At 67.4% G+C, this 17,381-nt stretch carries 16 protein-coding genes; 6 read left to right on the top strand and 10 right to left on the bottom strand.

Features of this window, described 5'->3' with window-relative positions:
• The first annotated feature begins 57 nt into the window (after positions 1–57).
• Positions 58–861, top strand: a complete 804-nt coding sequence (locus tag QCN29_RS07270) for a DUF317 domain-containing protein (protein ID WP_279926883.1) — start codon at positions 58–60, stop codon at positions 859–861.
• Positions 862–881: 20 nt separating this feature from the next.
• A complete protein-coding gene (locus QCN29_RS07265; protein WP_279926882.1) occupies positions 882–1,928 on the top strand; it encodes a SpaA isopeptide-forming pilin-related protein in 1,047 nt (348 codons plus the stop codon).
• Between the two features lie 321 nt (positions 1,929–2,249).
• Here the strand turns inward: QCN29_RS07265 and QCN29_RS07260 are convergent, their stop codons facing one another.
• Positions 2,250–2,597: a hypothetical protein gene (locus QCN29_RS07260; RefSeq protein WP_279926881.1), complete on the bottom strand. Its 348-nt coding sequence runs from the start codon at positions 2,595–2,597 to the stop codon at positions 2,250–2,252.
• Between QCN29_RS07260 and QCN29_RS07255 the strand changes: the two genes are divergently transcribed.
• The gene (locus QCN29_RS07255) at positions 2,590–2,925 is read left to right on the top strand and encodes a serine integrase family protein (RefSeq protein WP_279926880.1); all 336 of its coding nucleotides are present in this window, start codon (positions 2,590–2,592) and stop codon (positions 2,923–2,925) included. The genes QCN29_RS07260 and QCN29_RS07255 overlap by 8 nt on opposite strands.
• A gap of 179 nt (positions 2,926–3,104) precedes the next feature.
• On the opposite strand, the gene QCN29_RS07250 is transcribed toward QCN29_RS07255, so the two are convergent.
• Positions 3,105–3,485 (bottom strand): hypothetical protein, encoded by a 381-nt coding sequence (locus tag QCN29_RS07250; RefSeq protein ID WP_279926879.1) that lies wholly within the window; start codon positions 3,483–3,485, stop codon positions 3,105–3,107.
• Between the two features lie 56 nt (positions 3,486–3,541).
• Positions 3,542–3,931, bottom strand: a complete 390-nt coding sequence (locus QCN29_RS07245; RefSeq protein WP_279926878.1) for a type II toxin-antitoxin system Phd/YefM family antitoxin — start codon at positions 3,929–3,931, stop codon at positions 3,542–3,544.
• 141 nt (positions 3,932–4,072) lie between these two features.
• Between QCN29_RS07245 and QCN29_RS07240 the strand changes: the two genes are divergently transcribed.
• Positions 4,073–4,906, top strand: a complete 834-nt coding sequence (locus QCN29_RS07240; RefSeq protein ID WP_279926877.1) for a hypothetical protein — start codon at positions 4,073–4,075, stop codon at positions 4,904–4,906.
• Positions 4,907–5,054: 148 nt separating this feature from the next.
• On the opposite strand, the gene QCN29_RS07235 is transcribed toward QCN29_RS07240, so the two are convergent.
• A complete protein-coding gene (locus tag QCN29_RS07235; protein ID WP_279926957.1) occupies positions 5,055–6,260 on the bottom strand; it encodes an ATP-dependent DNA ligase in 1,206 nt (401 codons plus the stop codon).
• Between the two features lie 14 nt (positions 6,261–6,274).
• Positions 6,275–6,469, bottom strand: coding sequence for a hypothetical protein (locus tag QCN29_RS07230; protein WP_279926876.1), 195 nt, complete (start codon positions 6,467–6,469; stop codon positions 6,275–6,277).
• A 163-nt stretch (positions 6,470–6,632) separates the two neighbouring features.
• Here QCN29_RS07230 and QCN29_RS07225 point away from each other — a divergent pair, with 163 nt between their 5' ends.
• Entirely contained in the window at positions 6,633–6,845 is a 213-nt protein-coding gene (locus QCN29_RS07225) for a hypothetical protein (protein WP_279926875.1), read from the top strand.
• 44 nt (positions 6,846–6,889) lie between these two features.
• Here the strand turns inward: QCN29_RS07225 and QCN29_RS07220 are convergent, their stop codons facing one another.
• The 5 genes from QCN29_RS07220 to QCN29_RS07200 all read right to left on the bottom strand — a co-directional run bounded on the left by QCN29_RS07220 (position 6,890) and on the right by QCN29_RS07200 (position 13,519).
• On the bottom strand, positions 6,890–8,383 hold the full coding sequence (locus tag QCN29_RS07220) for a hypothetical protein (RefSeq protein WP_279926874.1): 1,494 nt from the start codon (positions 8,381–8,383) through the stop codon (positions 6,890–6,892).
• 338 nt (positions 8,384–8,721) lie between these two features.
• Positions 8,722–9,804 (bottom strand): hypothetical protein, encoded by a 1,083-nt coding sequence (locus QCN29_RS07215; protein WP_279926873.1) that lies wholly within the window; start codon positions 9,802–9,804, stop codon positions 8,722–8,724.
• Between the two features lie 300 nt (positions 9,805–10,104).
• The gene (locus QCN29_RS07210; protein WP_279926872.1) at positions 10,105–11,640 is read right to left on the bottom strand and encodes a gamma-glutamyltransferase; all 1,536 of its coding nucleotides are present in this window, start codon (positions 11,638–11,640) and stop codon (positions 10,105–10,107) included.
• Positions 11,641–11,791: 151 nt separating this feature from the next.
• Positions 11,792–13,105, bottom strand: a complete 1,314-nt coding sequence (locus tag QCN29_RS07205) for a hypothetical protein (RefSeq protein WP_279926871.1) — start codon at positions 13,103–13,105, stop codon at positions 11,792–11,794.
• 291 nt (positions 13,106–13,396) lie between these two features.
• On the bottom strand, positions 13,397–13,519 hold the full coding sequence (locus tag QCN29_RS07200) for a hypothetical protein (protein WP_279926870.1): 123 nt from the start codon (positions 13,517–13,519) through the stop codon (positions 13,397–13,399).
• 167 nt (positions 13,520–13,686) lie between these two features.
• Here QCN29_RS07200 and QCN29_RS07195 point away from each other — a divergent pair, with 167 nt between their 5' ends.
• Positions 13,687–17,313 (top strand): hypothetical protein, encoded by a 3,627-nt coding sequence (locus QCN29_RS07195; RefSeq protein ID WP_279926869.1) that lies wholly within the window; start codon positions 13,687–13,689, stop codon positions 17,311–17,313.
• The last annotated feature ends 68 nt before the right edge of the window (positions 17,314–17,381 follow it).

Raw genomic sequence — 17,381 nt, 5'->3', positions numbered from 1 at the left:
AGTCCGAACCCTTTCTGCCCGGCGCTCCGCGCGGGCCTCCCGGCAGGAGCCCCCCTCGTGTCCCCCGACCCCTTCAACGAACTCGACCCCACCCAGACCGTGAAGGTCCTCCCGCGCCATCTCGCCGGCCCCGGTCCGGTGGACCTTCGTGTGGCCTGGCCTTTTCCCTTCGACGAGGACTGGGCACTGCACCAGCCCGACGAAGGGACGGCCTACGCCACCAGCCCTTGCCTGCGGCTGTGGACCCGCTTCGTCCCCGAACCTGAAAAGTGGGGCAAGGGGACGTGGACCATCGGCGCGAACCGTGTCCCGCTCGGGCCGATTTATTGGCAGATCACGTTCGACGCCACCACCCCCATCGAGCTGCTGCACGACGTCCATGTCGAACTGCTCGATCTCTACCTGGAAGACCGGTACAGCGACCAGGAGTGGCTGTTCGAGGACGCAACGGCGCCGCACGAGGCGTACGCGCCGCTGTTCGCCCGCGGCTGGAGCCACGACGTCAAAACCGATGGCACGCAGACCTTCCTCGCACGCGAAGGGCTCGGCGGCGTGCGGCACCGGTACACCATCGGCGGCTCCGGCGGACCGGCCTGGCGATCCTGGGGCGGATACCCGAGCGAACCGCACTGGAAGGCGACCTTCTCGTTCGGCACGCCCACCACGCTCGTCGCGGCCTTCACCGCGTCGCTGATCTCCACCGAGCCGCTGCACCGCACCGTCCAGAACCTCCCCTTCCACACCCGCAGCCACCTCTACGTCGCCACCACGGCGGCAGCGAAACAGCCGCCCAGCTACCACCCGCCCTGCCGCCTGCGGCTCCGGTCGCTGGCCGGACACGATGACCTCCCCACCACCTGATCTCAAGGAGCCCTCTTCCCGTGCATGCTCGTTTCGTCCGTGGCGCCGTCCGATCCGCTGCCGTCGCCGCCGCGGTGACCGGCACCCTCACCTGGGCGCCGGCCGCGACCGCCCAGTCGTCTGAGTCGACGCCCTCGACCTCCGCTGCCTCCACCGAGACACCGGCCCCGGAGGCGGGCAGCATCGCGATCACCAAGAAGGACGCGGCCGGGGACGTCCTCCCCGGCGCCGAGTTCCTCCTGCTCGACTCCACTGGCAAGGAGGCCGGACGTGGGAAGACCGACGCGCAGGGCAAGCTGACCTTCCCCGACCTTGCCCCCGGCGTGTACCGGCTGAAGGAAACGTCCTCCGGCAGTCCGCTCCACGAGGTCGTCGCCGACCAGGACGTCATCGTCACCCCAGGCGCGAGCACACCGCTGACGATCACCGACCCGTTCAAGGCCGCCAAGGTCCTCCTCCAGGCCAAGGACGACAAGACCGGAAAGCTGCTGCCCGGCTCCACCGTGAACATCGGAGCGGGCAGCGAGACCCTGCTCACCCTCACCACCGGGTCACAGGGCACAGCCACCGGAGAGCTGCCCGTGACCAGCCGGAAGAACGAATTCTGGGTCAGGCAGGTCAAGGCCCCCGCCGGCTACGACCTCTACAAGCCGTCGAAGACGTTCACCGCAGGCCCCGGCGTGCCGGTCACCGTAACCGTCACCAACGCCAAGACCGTCACCATTCCGGAGCCTGGCCCGTCGGATAAGCCGACGCACGAGCCCACCGGCACCCCGTCCACACCTGCGGACAAGCCGAGCGGCAGCGGAGCCGGCGGGACGAAGCCCTCCCCGACAGGCACCAGCACGCCGGACGCCGTCTCCTCGCCCACCGCAGCGGCCGAGCCGAACGACGACACGACGCCGAAGCCTCCGGCCGGCTCCCTCGCCCACACCGGCGCCGACGCCACCCCGTGGATTGCTGGCGGCGCGGGTCTCCTCGTCGCCGCGGGCGCTGTCGCCCTGGTCGTCACCCGCCGTCGTACGCCGGCCGAGCCCGAGCCGGACGACAACAGCGAGACCAACTAACCGAAGATCACCCCGCCAGCAGGCCCCCGGGACATCCCGGGGGCCTGCTGATGGCTTATGCGGGTGCGGACATGTCCAACGCGGGGAAAGGAGGTGTCCGCTGCGTCGGGCGGAGCACATGACGGTGCGCGAGGGAATGCGGCTTAGCCCACGGTGACGTTGTGTGACGGGCGTGCCTCGTGGAGGGGCACACGTCGTGAGGGTTCAGCAGTAAGTGATCTTGGCAGCCGTCGTGGGAGGATCTCCGCCCGGAACGGTCTCGTCAGCGTTTAATGCGGCCACGTGCCGCCAACGCGGCAAGCCCGAGGGGGATCGGGTTCACTAAATCGGCTGAACATCTCGATCCACGTTCCGGCGGTGGTGAGGTCCTGGCCGCTGCTTCGGAAGACGACGGAGTTCGGCACGACGTGCCCGGCCTTCTCGGCTCGTTTGAGGGTCCAGCGGCGTCCCAAGGGGCCCTGTCAGGACAGGGTCGCTCTTGTCGATCACCAGGTGGATACGGCTGCCGGGAGCGGCCATGGTGCCCGTCGCCGTCTGCTTTGGCGTCGGGTTGGGTAGGCCCCACAGCATCATCAGCACCACGGGCAGGCCCATCGCGACGGCCAGGGCGCGGGAGGCGCGCAGGCCGTAGCCGGAGACCAGCCAGTAGGCGTGCAGGAGGATGCGCACCGGCCTGCTCAGCGGCATCTATGACCCCAGCGGCCTCGGCGCTCTGCTCTTCGCCGTCTGCGCGGTCGCCGTCCAGCTCGACCGAAACTACATCCGGGAGAAGACCCTCGAAGGCCAGGTCGCAGCCGCAGCCAAGGGCAACCACGGCGGTCGGCCCAGGCTTATCGACGACGACATGCTCACCTTCGCCCGTGTCCTGCGCGACAAGGGCACGCCCGTTCCAGAGATCGCCAAGAAACTCACCATCTGGGCCGGCAAGAACGCCGACAAGAACCCCTCCGTGGCCTCGCTGTACCGCGCGCTCGCGGAGGTCGAGGCCGCCAGCTGACGGAACTCAGGGCGGGGCTTCCCGCTGCGCACGAAAACCAGCCGCCGCGTCCACCGCCCGTCGGATCACGTGTTCCTCTGTGCCGACGCGGTGACCACGCCGATCCTGTGATCGATCCGGGCGTCGACGTTGGGCGCGCCGCACCGTCGCCGCCACCAGCGGCGTATGTGATCGCCGTGTCAGTAGCCGTATAGCCCACGGATCAGCTCGTACTCTTCGAAGAGCTCGGCCACATGAAGAATGCGAAGCTTCGTGAATGTTGCGGTGCAGGGCTTTCCCGTGGCCCCATCCTTGTCGCCGTCCCGACACGGACGGTAGACAATGACGTAGTTGTGCGGGCCGCTTGTCTCGTCCGAAGATGCAAGCGGCAACTTCCTGCGCTGCTCCCGAGTGATTGCACAGCGAACCCGGAAGCCGTTAGCCAATCCGTCGTCCGGGTCGTCCTTGTCGACTTCGGGTGGGAGGCCGCCCTCGGCGATGGCGTAGATCGCTGAGGCTGTCTTCTGATCGCGCTTACCGATCGCCTCAAGATCGCGGTGGGCTTGTGGGGAATAGCACATAAATGTGACGCTAGGTGTCCGCTTTGAGGCGGGCATCTAGAGATACGTCAATTGAGTTACTCCTGGGGCTCCAGTCCTAGGGACTTGGCGACGTCGGCAGAGCTGACTGCGCCCTCTGAGGCCATCTCCTCCTCGGCGGCAACCACTGACTTGCGCAGAGCGCTGTCAGGGTGGGCGAGAACGGTGGTTGCGATGTGAGCGTTCGCGAGGGGGATGATGGCAGCCTGCGGGCGCCCGTGCCGTGTCACTAGAGCTGGACGACCGCTCTCATTGATCCGGTCGATCGTCTTCGCGGCGTTCTGACCTAGCTCGCGCATGGTGACGACGTCGCCCTCTTCGAAGGCGAATGGTGGTGTTGAAGCCGTCATGCGTCGCTCCTCTACGTCGTGCCGCAGTGGCCCAGAGGTCCACGGTAGCAGATACTTGTAGTACAAGTTGATGTTCATTTGTAGGCAGTGGGAGTGCGTATGGGCTTGAGAGCGCGACTTGGTCAGTTGCTGTGCCCCCCAGCGCAGCCCACCGACCCACCCTTGCCGGTAGACCCGCCAGTGGAACCATCGGCTGCCGCCGCAAAACCTGAGGCGAACGTGGACGACTCCCTTGCTGCTGTGGAGAGCTACCGACACTGCACCCAATGGATTACCGCCGCAGCGGCCGCCGTGGCTGCTGCCTTCGTGGCTGGCCTGCAGCTGACTGCTCTGAGGGATCTGGCCTGGTGGAGGACGTTGCTCGGGGTGCTTGCCGCAGCAGCCGTTGTTGGGTGCGCGGGCTGGGTAATCCAGCGTGCTGCTCGGGTGCTGGCACCCTACCGAGTGACTATGGCAGAGCTTGCGGACTCCGACATGAAGATCGCGCAAGGTAAAGCGTCGCCCGCCGACGTGAATCCCGAGGTCAGGCGCCTCATTGAAGACGTGATCAACCGTAATAAGGGGTGGCTGTTTCCGCCGGGAGTCAAGACCGTTACTGATCTCTATGACCTCGCCTGCGGTCGCACCCTACGTGGTCGGCGTGAGCAGCTGCCTGACCAGGAGGCGGCGCACGTCTATGTACAGCGCTTGGTTCACTTCGTAGAGCTGCACGAGATTCGCAGGCGCTACGAAGGATTGTTGCAGTCGCTACCCAAGATCGGATTAATCGCCCTCGTGGCGGTCTCGATGTTCGTCCTTGTGGCGCGACGCGATGCCCCGGACCGGACCCCAAGGGTCACTCGGCCCCTGCCTGTGCAAGTGATCTTCACGGGTGACAAGAGCGCCCTGCGCTCGGAGCAGTGGCCGGCAGGATGCGCAGGGGCGACGACAAGTGGCTCAGCCGTAGGCGGCACTCTCAAGGAACCGGAGGTTGCCACCATCGGCACTAACGGTTGTCCTCCGCATCGGGGAACCGTTCGAGGAAAGGTCGGGCTGGTCCTCTACCCCAAGTGAATCGCTTGTCTCCTGACTCTGGGCCGTCCTAGCCTCTTGCTCGCCCACAGAGGTCACGTTGGGAGACGGATAAGGAGGGGCTCAGAGCGCACGCCGTGTGTCTGTACGGACTTTCGGCGGTGGGCGGCTGCTCGATGAGAGATCTTCGCTATGGACAAACGGACAGGATGAAGGACCCCCATAACACGTCTACCAACGCCGGCCCACCGGGTCCACCTTCGCTAAGACCGCCACACCGCCCAGCGGAGCTCCTAAGGTCCGCCGAAGCTGTCCACTGCGGTTGACCTGGGGAAACGAGCAAAAGTCGGATTGGGGGCAGTACCTCCGGTGCTGGTACTGGCCCCCGGAAGTGCCCAGTCAACGGTCCGCTGCACCCCTTTGCGCAGCCATCGCGGACGGCGGCAGGGTCAGCCGCTGGACGGCCGTATGCCTTCCCCGAACATCGGCACGTCGGCCACGGTGACGTCCAGGCGCGGCCGGACGAAGCGCAGTGGGTGTCGCCACGCGCCTCGATCGATGGCGGTATCCGCGCTGACTTCCGCGACCAGGTCGGGGACGAGGAGGATCGGGTCGAGGGGTTCGCGGCTGCCCCGGCCGCGGTGTCCGGCTTCAGCGGCGTGGTGCGGCCGACCGCGCGCAGCCGGCCGTCTTCGTCGTAGCGGCCGAGGACGAGAATCTGAGGGCGCCGCAAGGTGCCGGTGACGCCTCCGACGATCGCTTCGGTGGTGTCGCGGCGGCGGACCTTGAACCAGCCACGAGCACCCGGCAGGTAGCGCTGACCGAGCCCCTTGATGACCAGACCCTCAACACCCTGTACTTTCGTCCAGGAGGTCAGCCACTCCTGGGCGACGGCCGGGTCGGTCGTCATCGGGCACAGCGTCCACGGCGGCGACAGCCCGCGCTCGCGGAACAGACCCTCCAGCACGGCGCGGCGGCGCTCGTACGGTTGGGCGAGCAGCTCCTGGCCGTCGATCTGAAGGACGTCGAAGGTGATGAAGCGCGCGGGCATCGCGTCGGCCAACTGCGCCACCGTCCGGCCGCCGGAGGAGGCGCGGCGCTGGAGCGCCTCGAAGGAGAGCCGGCCTTGCGACCACACGACCACTTCGCCGTCGAGGACCAGGCCGTGCGGGAGTTGGTGCGCGGCGGTGACGAGGTCGGGGAAGTGGCGCTGGATCAGCGATCCTCGCCGCGACTGCAGGAGCGTCGGGCCACCCGGCCGTGCCGGGGTGAACAGCAAGGCTCGGTAGCCGTCGAACTTGGCCTCGAACGCCAGGTTGCCCGGCAGGACGCCGGGTGCGGGCACCGTCTCGCGGGCTTGGGCGAGCATCGGCTCCACGGGAGGCTTCAGAACCATCACGGGCACGTCGTTCAGCCGAGGTAATTCTCGGGATGCGCCGACTTCTGCAGCGCCCAGGACTCGCCCGAGCACCCCGCCGACAGGGGCGGGAAGCGGTGGCCCTTCACGTCGGTGCTCCAGTGGTGTCCGCCGCCACAGTCGCATTCGTAGATTCCGCTGGCGGGCATGATCTCACCGGGATGCCGCGACGTCTTCTCCTGGTTCATGGGTTCTGTCTACGACGACGCTGCGCACGGCGCGACCCAGGCGCTCTCCCGGGGGCGCCGGAGTCCGCACACTCGTAGTGCTCGCGGACCCATGCCGCTATTCTCGGCAAAGGGTACCGAGCCCTCGCTTCATCAGGATCGCTGCAAGTACCGTGGCGCTAGCGTGCCCGAGACCGAGCTGCACGATGATGTCGATGATGGTCGCGAGTTCCACGAGACCGTCATTGACCTCCAGGTGCTGGCGCCGAATTTCCGCGCACACGTCGTCACGATGACGCTCTGTCCACTGCTGTACCCAACGACGACTCCGTTCAAGCGCGGCACGCAACTCTCTACCAGAAAGGTGTTCTTTAGAGCCGTACAACAGGGAGTCTAGCTCTACCAGCAATTCTTCCTCTGTGGCGTTCTCCCAATCGGATATCATAATTGCCTTTCCATAGCCCGAGCACAGCTGCCTGCGTAAACGCCAGCGAGATAGATCGCGGTCGCATATCCCTCTTCTCGGTTTATTTCGATGAGAGGCGCAAGCGCCGGACTGTCAAATAGCCACGCAATAAGGTCGTACATCCGGACCGGTGAGGCTAGATCTTCCATGACCTCCCTTCCGGCCCCTTTGATCCCTAGAAGGTCGCAGAAGCGCAACGTGTATGATCCGATTCCATCGGAGGCGTGGAGCGTCAGGGAATCAATGGAACCAACTAGTGAGTGGAAGATAGCTGGTGCGGCGTTGACCTGTTTCCGTAGCAGGCGCAGATCTATGTCCCTTTTGCCGATAGCGAGCGGAAGATCGCCGAAGCGAGTCAGCTCGATGGCTTCATGCACGTGGCCGATCGCTGCGATGCGTCCGCGTTTGACCAGGTAATGGAGTGCGTCCCAGCCTTGAGAGGGGACAGCGCCTTCGTAATAGGCAACCCTCCGAAGAAACTCAGTGCGTGCAGGATTGATCCGGGGGCTATTCGAAACTCGGCAAAATGGTCTGACCAGTTTGAGTCGATCCGTGATCTCCACTCCGAGTGTTGGCAACCTTGCATGTGATCCGACATCGAGGGCGCTAAGTGCGCTGAGTGCCAAGCGGGAACCCTCAGTTTCGACCGTCTGGTCGGCATACTTGGACGCCATCAGCATGACCGCGATGGCATCAGCGGTGGTTTCTGAGCGGGGGTGGCTCAGGGAGTTGCCTTCGAGCCAATTACTGAGCTGTGGCGCGGTATCGGCTTCGTCAACTAGGCGATGTGCAAGCTCGTGCGCAAGAATAAAGCTGTGAGCGGTATATCCTGCCATCGCGCCAGGGGTATAGAGGTACCGCAGCTTCGTCGCCTCCTTGGGAACTAGGCAGGCACCGCCGTCCGTGAGGTTCTCCTGCATGAGTGCATAGCGAACCAGGGCGGCTCTTATGATGTCTGGCGTTACGCGTATCCCCTGATTTTCTAGAGCAGCGAGATCACCAAAACGGAAAAAGTCGTGAAACGTGAGCAACGCGAAAAATTCGACGAATTGATAGAGACGGTCCGGGTAGCGTACAAGGAAACTCTGATCGACTTCACAAGTAACTCCGGCGTCTGGTATGTCATTGAGTGAGTAGACCAGGTGTGCCGGCCTATCTATGGCCACTCCGAATTTCTGGCGGGCAGCGATGTGGTGGCTCTGGAGCATGAGGTTAAGCTGCCAGCTCCGGGTTTCAGAGACGGCAACCTGACGCGCGAAACGCAAGAGATGCGGCCTCAGTTTGCTCGGCACACGGTCTCTAAAGTAGGGATGAGCCAGATTCTGTTCAGTGGAAGTGACCTCGCCGGAAAGAACATCGCGTGCGCGACCTGCTGCCAGCCCGTTGCTGGCCAGGCCCCGACGGTAGGCCACATCCGCGAGAGAGTTGAGTTCTCGAGCCTTGCGCCGCTTGATCAATCTGCGGACCACTGCTTGCTCCTGCGGTTAGCTGGGAAGTAGTCAGCGACCGCCACCCGACGAGCGAACGATAGGTTGCTATTTGCAGTCATCAGAATAAAAATGACCCAGTCTAAGAACAGCACGACGAGACGGCACTCGCATCTGGATCTTGGGTGTCGACACCAGTCACCCTCTCGCACCGAAGAGCATCCTCGCTCGGCTCGACTATGGCGTCGAACTTCCGTGAGTTGGCAGGTAATTGGCCACGCATCCAGCCACTCGATAGCACGGCTGAGCAAAGCGTACGGACGCCTCCCAGGCACTTCTGGGACGGCCAATCGAGACGCTCGATTGGCCAACTGGGGCCCTCAGTGGCTGTGACTCATGGTGTCGGCGCGGACCGGTACCCGCGAAGTAGGAGATCCACCACGCTCGAGCCAGCGGTCGACCCAAGCGGGCACGGAGTAGGCAAGCTGCTGCTGGACAGCGTAGGTCGCAGGGCGGTGCTCCTGGATCCACTTCAAGCGGTCGCCGCGGCGCTGGATGGCGCGAACCTCCAGCGCTCCGGGCCGCTCGGCCAGGCCGGCGGCGACGACAGTGCACTGGTCGCTGTAGCCAGGCGGCAGATGACAGGCGCAGTGTTCGTCCACGGAGGCGAGGGGCAGGCCCCAGCCGGGTGCCGCGAGCAGCGCCATCAGCCGCCGGTGGCCGGTGGCGCCGGAGCCTTCCGCGAACGTGGGGTCGATGATCCAGCGTTCACCACCGCCGCGTTCGTGGTGGCCGAGCCAGCCGGTCACGGCCAGCGGTGCCCCTAGGGTGCGGATCAGGCCGACCCGGCGCAGCAGCCCGCTGGTCAGCCAGGCCGATGCCGCGGTGCCGCGGCGGCTCGGCCGCCGGTAGGGACGCTCGGCCGGGTGCCACCGGGCCGGCAGGTCGCGGTGGCACGGCGTCATGCCGTAGGCGCCCATCTGCTGGTCCTGGACGTCGACCGCGCGCAGCCACTCGTCGGGGTCCAGACCCAGCAGGGTGACGGAGGCGGACGTGTCCAGCACGCGGAGCATCACCTGCCCGCGCTCGACGTGGGTACGGGCCCCTGGCACCCCCTTGATGTCGCCGTACTCGTCGGCGCGCGGCAGCAGCGTCTCGGCCAGGTCCAGGGCCTGGGTCTCGTCCGGGTCGCGCCCGTCGACCGGGTCGGCCTCGAATCGGATCAGGAGGCGGTCGGAGCGCGGGTCGACGTATTCGATACCCCAGGGGTGCAGCGTGGTGATCCGACGCCAGGCCAGTGCGGCCATCACGCGAGCCTCCAGCAGCAGTTGGTCGACGTCAGGCTGCGGGATCAGCAAGGATTCAGGCGCGGCGGCCTCGACCCGGCGCAGGGCGGACTGCCAGGGCAACCCGGTGTACAGACGCAGCAGTTCGGCGCGACGTTCGACGGCGGTTGTCTTCATGACTCGGAGTCCCTCAACACCGCGGAGCCGTCCCGACACAGCGCGCGGCGGAGAGCCACGAGGAACATGCGGACCGTGCAGCGGTGCCGGCCGAGTTGGCTTCTCCACGGCATGCTCGATGTCGGGTCGAGCACAGGGCAGGGACCCCGCCGGGCCCACCGTTCTGGATTTGACCACAGCGACGGGGCAGGCCCCCCGGTCGCCGGGGTGACGCGCCGCCGCGTCACCCGAACGTTCGCAGGCGGGTTGATCGAAACATCGAGGGGATCCTGCGGCGCGGCTCAGTCACATCGCCACGGGCTAGGCGTGGATCGGGGGAAGGTCGTAGCGGCTGACGGCCAGGTACGTCTCCGGGGTAGCCGCTTCGAGAAGACCCTCGTTGCCCTCCAGGTCGAGCTCCGGCTCCTGGGGACGGCGCAGCAGGTCGCTCCAGTCGCTCGTCGCACCCCGCTCGTAGGCGTCACGGAGAAGGGGGCGCAGCCGGGGACGGGCTTCCTCCTGCTGCTCGCGGAAGATCCGCCGCTGGGTGAGTCGCTGTTCTTCCTGAGCATCCTCGCTGAGCCCCTGGTCGACGGCCAGCTGGTCCTCGGCGCGCAGCCCCGGGGTGCGCCGGGCGATGGCGAGATCTTCCTCGTGGAGGCGCTCGCAGGCGGCGAACAGCTTCCGGGACATGCCGAGGTGGACCTCGGTTCCGGGGATTCGACAGGTGAGGAAGTCGTCGAGCCCCATGGTGCGGATGCCCGCGCGCAGGGTGTGCTGTTCGACGTGGGGCGCTGTTCCGCGGGCGTCGGCCCGCAAGGCGAGGGTAAGGCCGTCGTCCTCCAGGGGGGTGGTCAGCCCGGAGCGCCGGTGTCGGGAAGCGCGGTCGGCCGGCACCGGCACCGTGCGCAGATGAGAGGCGGGAGCCGAGCGCAGCGCCAGGTAGGCGAGCATCTGGGCTCGGGCCGCGCCGATGAGCGCGTCGTCGTTGTCGCCGAGGTGGTCTTCGAGGTTGCCCGGGCTCGCCGCTGCCTCGTCGTCGGTTCCGGATCCGTCCGGGTGGAGTGGCGGCTGGCCGGGGTGCAGGTCGTGGTCGATGGTGAGGAAGAGGTCGTCTCCGGGCCGCACGGACGCTCCGACCAGGACGGTGCGGTGCGCGTACGGGCCGAGTATCTTGCTGCCGGCCTCTAGTTGTGCCCACCCCTTGCGGAGCGTGCCGACGCCGACGTTGCCGCCCTTGGCCTCGATCAGCCAGTACATCTCCTCCGCCTCGTGCTGTCCCCACAGGTCGGGCAGCTTCTTCTTCGGGTCCTTGAAGGTTTCGCTCAGGGCGGGGATGGGGCCGCCGAGTTCGAGATGTTCGGTCTGCCCGAGGCCCAGCAGCGAACGGCAGGCCCACTCGGTCATCGTCATGCCCAGCCGGTAGGCGGCGGCGTTCTTCGCCGTGCGCTCTGTCCCGTGCGCGTAGACCGGGTTCAGGGTCAGGCGCCGGCCCTTGGCGCCCGGTACGGGGTGCCGCGGCTTAACGGGGTGGGCGCCGAGGTAGGCGTACAGCGGGGAAACCCGGGCGACGAGTTCCCCGTGCGCGTACTGCGGCTGGTTCTGCAGATGCGGGGTGATGTCGCGGCCGACCTCGGTGGCGGCCTTGATGATTTCGCGCCACGTGGTGGTCGGGGCGTACCAGCCGTCCTCTGCCGGGAAGCCGTCCGACCCGGTCCACGGCTTGTGCTTATTGGTCCGCCACTGCCTCTTGGGCTTGTCCGCGGGTCCGTTGCGGAACAGGACCGGTATGTCGAAGCTGTCGGCGTAGGTGAGCGGTGGCTCGTCGGGGACGTGTGCGGGGATCATGGGGTTCATGGGGATTACCCTGGCACGGGCCTGGGCCCTGCCGGGGGCTGGGCGGCGGGCTGCTGATCTGCATGGCTCCTGTCGTGATGGCGCAGTCGCGGCCATGTCCGATGGTGACTGAGGTTGTTGGCCTGCCACCCGTCTCCTGGTGTTGTGCCGCTCACGGCCGGTCGGGCCAGAAGATCGACAAGGGGAGTCGGATGGAGGGCAGCTGTACCGCCTCGATCGGTCCGAGAACGGCCGCCGCGGCGCGAAGGGCTTCGGTGTAGGAGCCGGAGCCAAGGACTTCGGCGGAACAGGCAGGACAGTCTCCGGGGCGTCGGGCGTGACCAGCGCCGCTATCTCTGGAGCCTCGGACGTGCGCGAAGGCGTCGTCGGGGAAGTCGGCCCGCACGGCATGCCAGACCCCGACGCGTTCGTCGTCGGGTAGCCCGGCCGCTACCGCCGGCCGTATCGGCGGCAGCAGGCGTTCGTGGTCCTGGACGAGGAACACTCGGTCAGTGAAGTCGACGCTGTCCCCGTCGGGGCGCTCCTGCTCCAGCCACGCCCGGGCCTCCTCTCGGGTGCCCGGTCCCCACAGGTATTCCGTGGGGAACCGTGTGGTCTCGTAGCGGGTGTCGAACTCCGCCCAGTGAGCGTCATTCCAGCGACTGCCCGGGATGAAGGGGATGGCCCGTACCACGACGTGCTGGTACGCGTCGCTCTCCTGATCTTCCGTGGGGTCGGGGGCGGTGAGCGCGTCGGCGGGTTCCATCCGTGCCCGCCCGGAACCGTTCCAGCTCAGTACGGCGATCTCCCGGTGCAGAGGTGCCGGGTACAGGCGCCCGTCGGGAGTGGCCTGCCCCCACAACTGGTTGATCAGTTCCGCCAGATCCCGCACCGTCCGGGCCGCACCGACGGGGGTATCGACATGGTGGCCGGAGGGATGGGCAACGTAGTTACGAAGCTTGGCGAGCGCGTCTTCGACCGCGCGGCTGCGCCGCCCGCGGAGCAGACCCGCCGTGCGCGCCCACAGGCGGAGCCCGTGCAGCATCCCGTTGAACTCGATGGCGTGGGTGGCGACGACGAGCTTCGCGCGTTGCCGCGTCATCCTATCCGCGCGCTTCTTGACGTCGTCGTACGACGTGACGGTGTAGGAGACGTCCGGGGATTGGGGGAGACGGAAGGTGATGGTGCCGGCGCACCACTCCATGAAGCGGTCGCGCAACGCCTGTTCATAGATGAGGAGCGCCTGGTCGCCGACCATGGTGTACACGTCGTAGCACAGCACGCCGTAGGCGAAGACGGTGCGCAGCCGCTCGAAGGAATCGCGTGTTCCTGCCGCGACACCCGCCGCCAGGTCGCAGTCGGCGATCTGCCGCTGCTGGAACTCCGCAGCGCTTTCGGGCCTCATACGGCCGCCGAGCCCCCAGGGGTTGAACGCCAGCGACAGATCGTCCGCGGCACGCAACTCCTCAAGCGGCCGGATCTCCATGTACTCCTCCTCATGGTGGGAAACGGGCCAGCATGCACCTCTGGGCCCCTGGTTGGCCACCCCTTTCCTTCAAGTGACTTCGTGAGATCGACGCGAAAAGGGATGTAGGGTCTCGGCGGCTGCTGCACATGGCGCTGATCTGAGCTGGGGAGTCTCACGGCGACACGTTTATGTCGGCCGGGGTGAGTCTCAGACGGGCTGCATGTCCGCATCGCTCAATCCTCTCGGCGCCCGAACGCCTCGGGGGAGGGGATTTCCGTGGCGCTTGAGAATGCAGTTCGGGCCTCCGGGTTACGAGGACAGTTGCTCCAAGAGCCAGGCGGTGAGGGCGCGGGCTGTCCCGGACAGGATGCCACCGAGGACAGCGCAGGAGATGGCCAGTCGTTCCCGGCGGGTGAGGTTGCGAGTAGGCATGAGGAGCCTCCACGGATGCGTGCGGTGGGTAGTGGACAGCCGGCCGGCTTGGCTTCCACTCTCACGGCCACGACGAAGATCAAGCTGAGTTGCGACAGGCCCTCAACGTGCTCACGGTTTGCCCTGTTCGGATTCCTTCCTGACGCAGCTGAGGTGATGATGGTGCGATGAGTGGCGACAAGGGGGGCGGTGTCCGGCGGCCGCGACCGCTGGCGCGGGCCGTGGCAGGGCCTGGCCCGCTGCGTGAATTGAAGGACCTGCTCTACGAGGTCTACACCGCGGCCGGTGCGCCGAGTCTGAACCAGATCGCCGCGGACATCGGCGAGGACGACACCCTGGCGGGGGCACCGGAGCGGGACTCAATCCGACGCTGCATCAGCGACTCAGGCGTGCCCGCGCAGCAGGCCGACGCCGTCGCGGTCGCGGTGGTGCTGGCCCGCCGGGCACAGTGGAACGCCGACGACCTGGCCTCCCGGGTGACCGACCTGTGGGTCAAGGCACGCCTCACGGCTCCGCCGGGAAAGCCGCTGGCGGAGGTGACCGACGCCTTCGCTCTCGAAGTGCATCAGGCGATCACCCTCGACCTACCCGGCGGTACCCGGGACCTGCCGGTTCTGCCGGTGTACGTGAAGCGAGGCCACGACGCACGGCTGCGCGCCCTGGCCGAGGAGGCCGCCGCTGGGGCGAGTCGGCTGGTCGTGCTGACCGGAGGGTCGTCCACAGGCAAGACCCGCGCCTGCTGGGAGGTTCTGCACCACCTGCCCGACGGGTGGCGGCTGTGGCACCCGTACGACCCCACCCGCCCCGAAGCCGCCCTCGCGGTCATCGAACGACTCGCGCCGCGCACCGTGGTCTGGCTCAACGAAGCTCAGCACTATCTGCTCACCGCCTCTGACCTGGGGGAGCGCCTTGCGGCCAAGCTCCGCAGCCTGCTGACCGACACGAGCCGGGCCCCAGTTCTGGTGCTGGCCACCATGTGGCCCGAATACTGGAACACCCTCACCACCGCGCCGGAACCCGGCTACCCGGATCCGCACGCCCAGGCCCGCGCCCTGCTGGCCGACCACGATCTGCCCGTCCCACCAGTCTTCTCTGACACTGACCTGCGCTCCCTGGCCGAGCATGCAAAAGGCGATCCGCGGCTGGCGTACGCCGCGGACCACGCCGACGCCGGCGCTATCACCCAGTACCTTGCCGGCGCCCCCGCCCTTCTGCAGCGCTACCACTCCGCAAGCCCCGGTGCGCGTGCCCTCATCGAGGCCGCCATGGATGTCCGTCGCCTAGGACACGGCCCCTCCCTGTCCCTGCCTCTGCTTGAAGTTGCTGCGTCGGGCTACCTCAGCGACGACGAGTGGGATCTGCTGGGCGAGGACTGGCTCGAACAAGCCCTGGCCTATACGGCGAAGCCCATACGCGGTGCCCGCGGACCCCTCACCCGAATCCGCCCCCGCCCCGGGCAACCGGCTCCCGCCCAACCCCAATACCGTCTCGCCGACTATCTTGAACAACACGGAAGGAGTCGTGCCACCCCCACGACCAAAGCCCTGTGGGACGCCTTGGTCGAACACGCTCCCGCCACCGACCGTCTGACCCTCGCCCAAGCCGCGCAAAGCCGCGGCCTTTACCGCATTGCCATTGATTTATGTGCCGTCGCCGCCGATGCCAGCGATGCCGCTCTCTTGATGTGGGCTGCAGACCAGCTGGCGGCCGCGGATCGGTTGGACGAGGCGCTGTCCTGGTACGAGCGTGCGGCGGACGCCGGCGACACCACCTGCTTGTGGCTGGCCGCCAAGCGGTTGGCTGCCGCCGACCGGTTGGACGAAGCACTGCCTTGGTACGAGCGCGCCGGAGGCGGGCCCGCCCTACTGTCGGCGGCGCATCAGTTGGCGGATGCTGGCCGGTGGGAGGAGGCGCTGGGCTGGTGGCAGCGTGCCGCCGACGCTGGAGACTCCGAAGCCCTGCAGCTAGCGGCCGCTCGGTTGGCGGCCGCTGGTCGGTTGGACGAGGCCCTGTCCTGGTACGAGCGTGCAGCCGAGGCAGGCTACACCGAAGCCGCGGTGTGGGCTGCGGATCGGTTGGCGGCCGCTGGTCGGTTGGACGAGGCGCTGACCTGGTACCAGCGCGCAGCCGAGGCGGGCCTCACCGAAGCCGCGGTGTGGGCTGCGGATCGGTTGGCGGCCGCTGGTCGGTTGGACGAGGCGCTGACCTGGTACCAGCGCGCAGCCGAGGCGGGCCTCACCGAAGCCCCGGGGTGGGCCGCTGAGCGGCTGGGGGAGGCGGATCGGTTGGACGAGGCGCTGGCTTGGTACGAGCGTGCGTTTGAGGCGGGCCACAGTACCTGCCTGCGGCGGGCTGCCGAGCGGTTGGCAGACGGCGACCGGCTGGACGAGGCACTGGCTTGGTACGAGCGTGCGGTCGAGGCGGGCCACAGTACCTGCCTGCGGCGGGCTGCCGAGCGGTTGGCAGACGGCGACCGGCTGGACGAGGCACTGACCTGGTACGAGCGTGCGGCCAGCGCCGGCCACACCACCTGCCTGCGGCAAGCCGCTGAGCGGCTGGGGGAGGCGGACCGGTTGGACGAGGCGCTGGCTTGGTACGAGCGTGCGTTTGAGGCGGGCCACAGTACCTGCCTGCGGCGGGCTGCCGAGCGGTTGGCAGACGGCGACCGGCTGGACGAGGCGCTGGCTTGGTACGAGCGTGCGGTCGAGGCGGGCCACACCACCTGCCTGCGGCGAGCCGCCGAGCGGCTGGCAAACGGCGACCGGCTGGACGAGGCACTGACCTGGTACCAACGTGCAGCCGACGCAGGCCATACAGACGCCCCGGGGTGGGCCGCAGTCCGACTGGCGGAGGCCGGGCGGCTGGACGAGGCACAGCCCTGGTGGCAGCGTGCGGCCGAGGCGGGCAGCCCCGAAGCCGCGGAGTGGGCCGCTGAGCGGCTGGCAGAGGCGGGCCGGTTGGACGAAGCGCTGGCCTGGTACGAGCGTGCCGGAGACGCTGGCAACAGCGCGTGCCTGCGGCGAGCCGCCGAGCGGCTTGCGTGCGCCCACCGGTTGGACGAGGCCCTGTCCTGGTTCGAGCGTGCCGGAAACTCCATCGCCCTACAGTCGGCGGCGCATTGGCTGGCGGATGCAGAGCGACTGGACGAGGCGCTGCTCTGGTGGCAGCGTGCAGCCGACGCTGGCCACTGGGGTGCCCTGCAGCGAGCGGCGGAATGGCTGGTGGCTGTTGGACGGGTGGATGAAGCACTCGCCTGGTACGACCGTGCCGTCGACGCCGGCGAGATCGAAGCCCTTCAGCAGGCGGCAGACCGGCTGGCAGCTGTTGGACGGGTGGATGAAGCACTCGCCTGGTACGACCGTGCCGTCGACGCCGGCGAGATCGAAGCCCTTCAGCAGGCGGCAGACCGGCTGGCAGCTGTTGGACGGGTGGATGAAGCACTCGCCTGGTACGACCGTGCCGTCGACGCCGGCGAGATCGAAGCCCTTCAGCAGGCGGCAGACCGGCTGGCAGCTGTTGGACGGGTGGATGAAGCACTCGCCTGGTACGACCGTGCCGTCGACGCCGGCCACGTCAATGCCCTGCAGCGGGCGGCGGAATGGCTGGCAGCCGTTGGACGGGTGGACGAAGCACTCGCCTGGTATGACCGTGCCGCCGAGGCCAGCTGCGACACTGCCCTGCGAGCAGCTGCCGACCAGTTGGCGGAGAGTGGAAAGTCCGCCTCGGCGAAGAACCTCCAGCGATACGGACGGGAGCCGAACCAGCTGATCGCAGCCCCCTGGTACGCGGGCTGACACCCGCCTTGAGCCAACAGATCGGGTGAGCGCACTCAGCTGTGGGGCATACGAAGGCTGCATAAGTG

This window comes from Streptomyces chengmaiensis (assembly GCF_029846775.1).
Lineage (GTDB): Bacteria > Actinomycetota > Actinomycetes > Streptomycetales > Streptomycetaceae > Streptomyces > Streptomyces chengmaiensis.
The sequence above is the reverse complement of the archived record's forward strand: the minus strand, read 5'-3'. Positions and strand labels throughout refer to the sequence as shown.

Coding starts and splice junctions, on each gene's coding strand:
- QCN29_RS07230 (WP_279926876.1), bottom strand. CDS start 6,469: ATGAACCAGGAGAAGACGTCGCGGCATCCCGGTGAGATCATGCCCGCC.
- QCN29_RS07245 (WP_279926878.1), bottom strand. CDS start 3,931: ATGAACATCAACTTGTACTACAAGTATCTGCTACCGTGGACCTCTGGG.
- QCN29_RS07195 (WP_279926869.1), top strand. CDS start 13,687: ATGAGTGGCGACAAGGGGGGCGGTGTCCGGCGGCCGCGACCGCTGGCG.
- QCN29_RS07205 (WP_279926871.1), bottom strand. CDS start 13,105: ATGGAGATCCGGCCGCTTGAGGAGTTGCGTGCCGCGGACGATCTGTCG.
- QCN29_RS07210 (WP_279926872.1), bottom strand. CDS start 11,640: ATGAACCCCATGATCCCCGCACACGTCCCCGACGAGCCACCGCTCACC.
- QCN29_RS07250 (WP_279926879.1), bottom strand. CDS start 3,485: ATGTGCTATTCCCCACAAGCCCACCGCGATCTTGAGGCGATCGGTAAG.
- QCN29_RS07215 (WP_279926873.1), bottom strand. CDS start 9,804: ATGAAGACAACCGCCGTCGAACGTCGCGCCGAACTGCTGCGTCTGTAC.
- QCN29_RS07255 (WP_279926880.1), top strand. CDS start 2,590: ATGCGCACCGGCCTGCTCAGCGGCATCTATGACCCCAGCGGCCTCGGC.
- QCN29_RS07200 (WP_279926870.1), bottom strand. CDS start 13,519: ATGCCTACTCGCAACCTCACCCGCCGGGAACGACTGGCCATCTCCTGC.
- QCN29_RS07235 (WP_279926957.1), bottom strand. CDS start 6,260: ATGGTTCTGAAGCCTCCCGTGGAGCCGATGCTCGCCCAAGCCCGCGAG.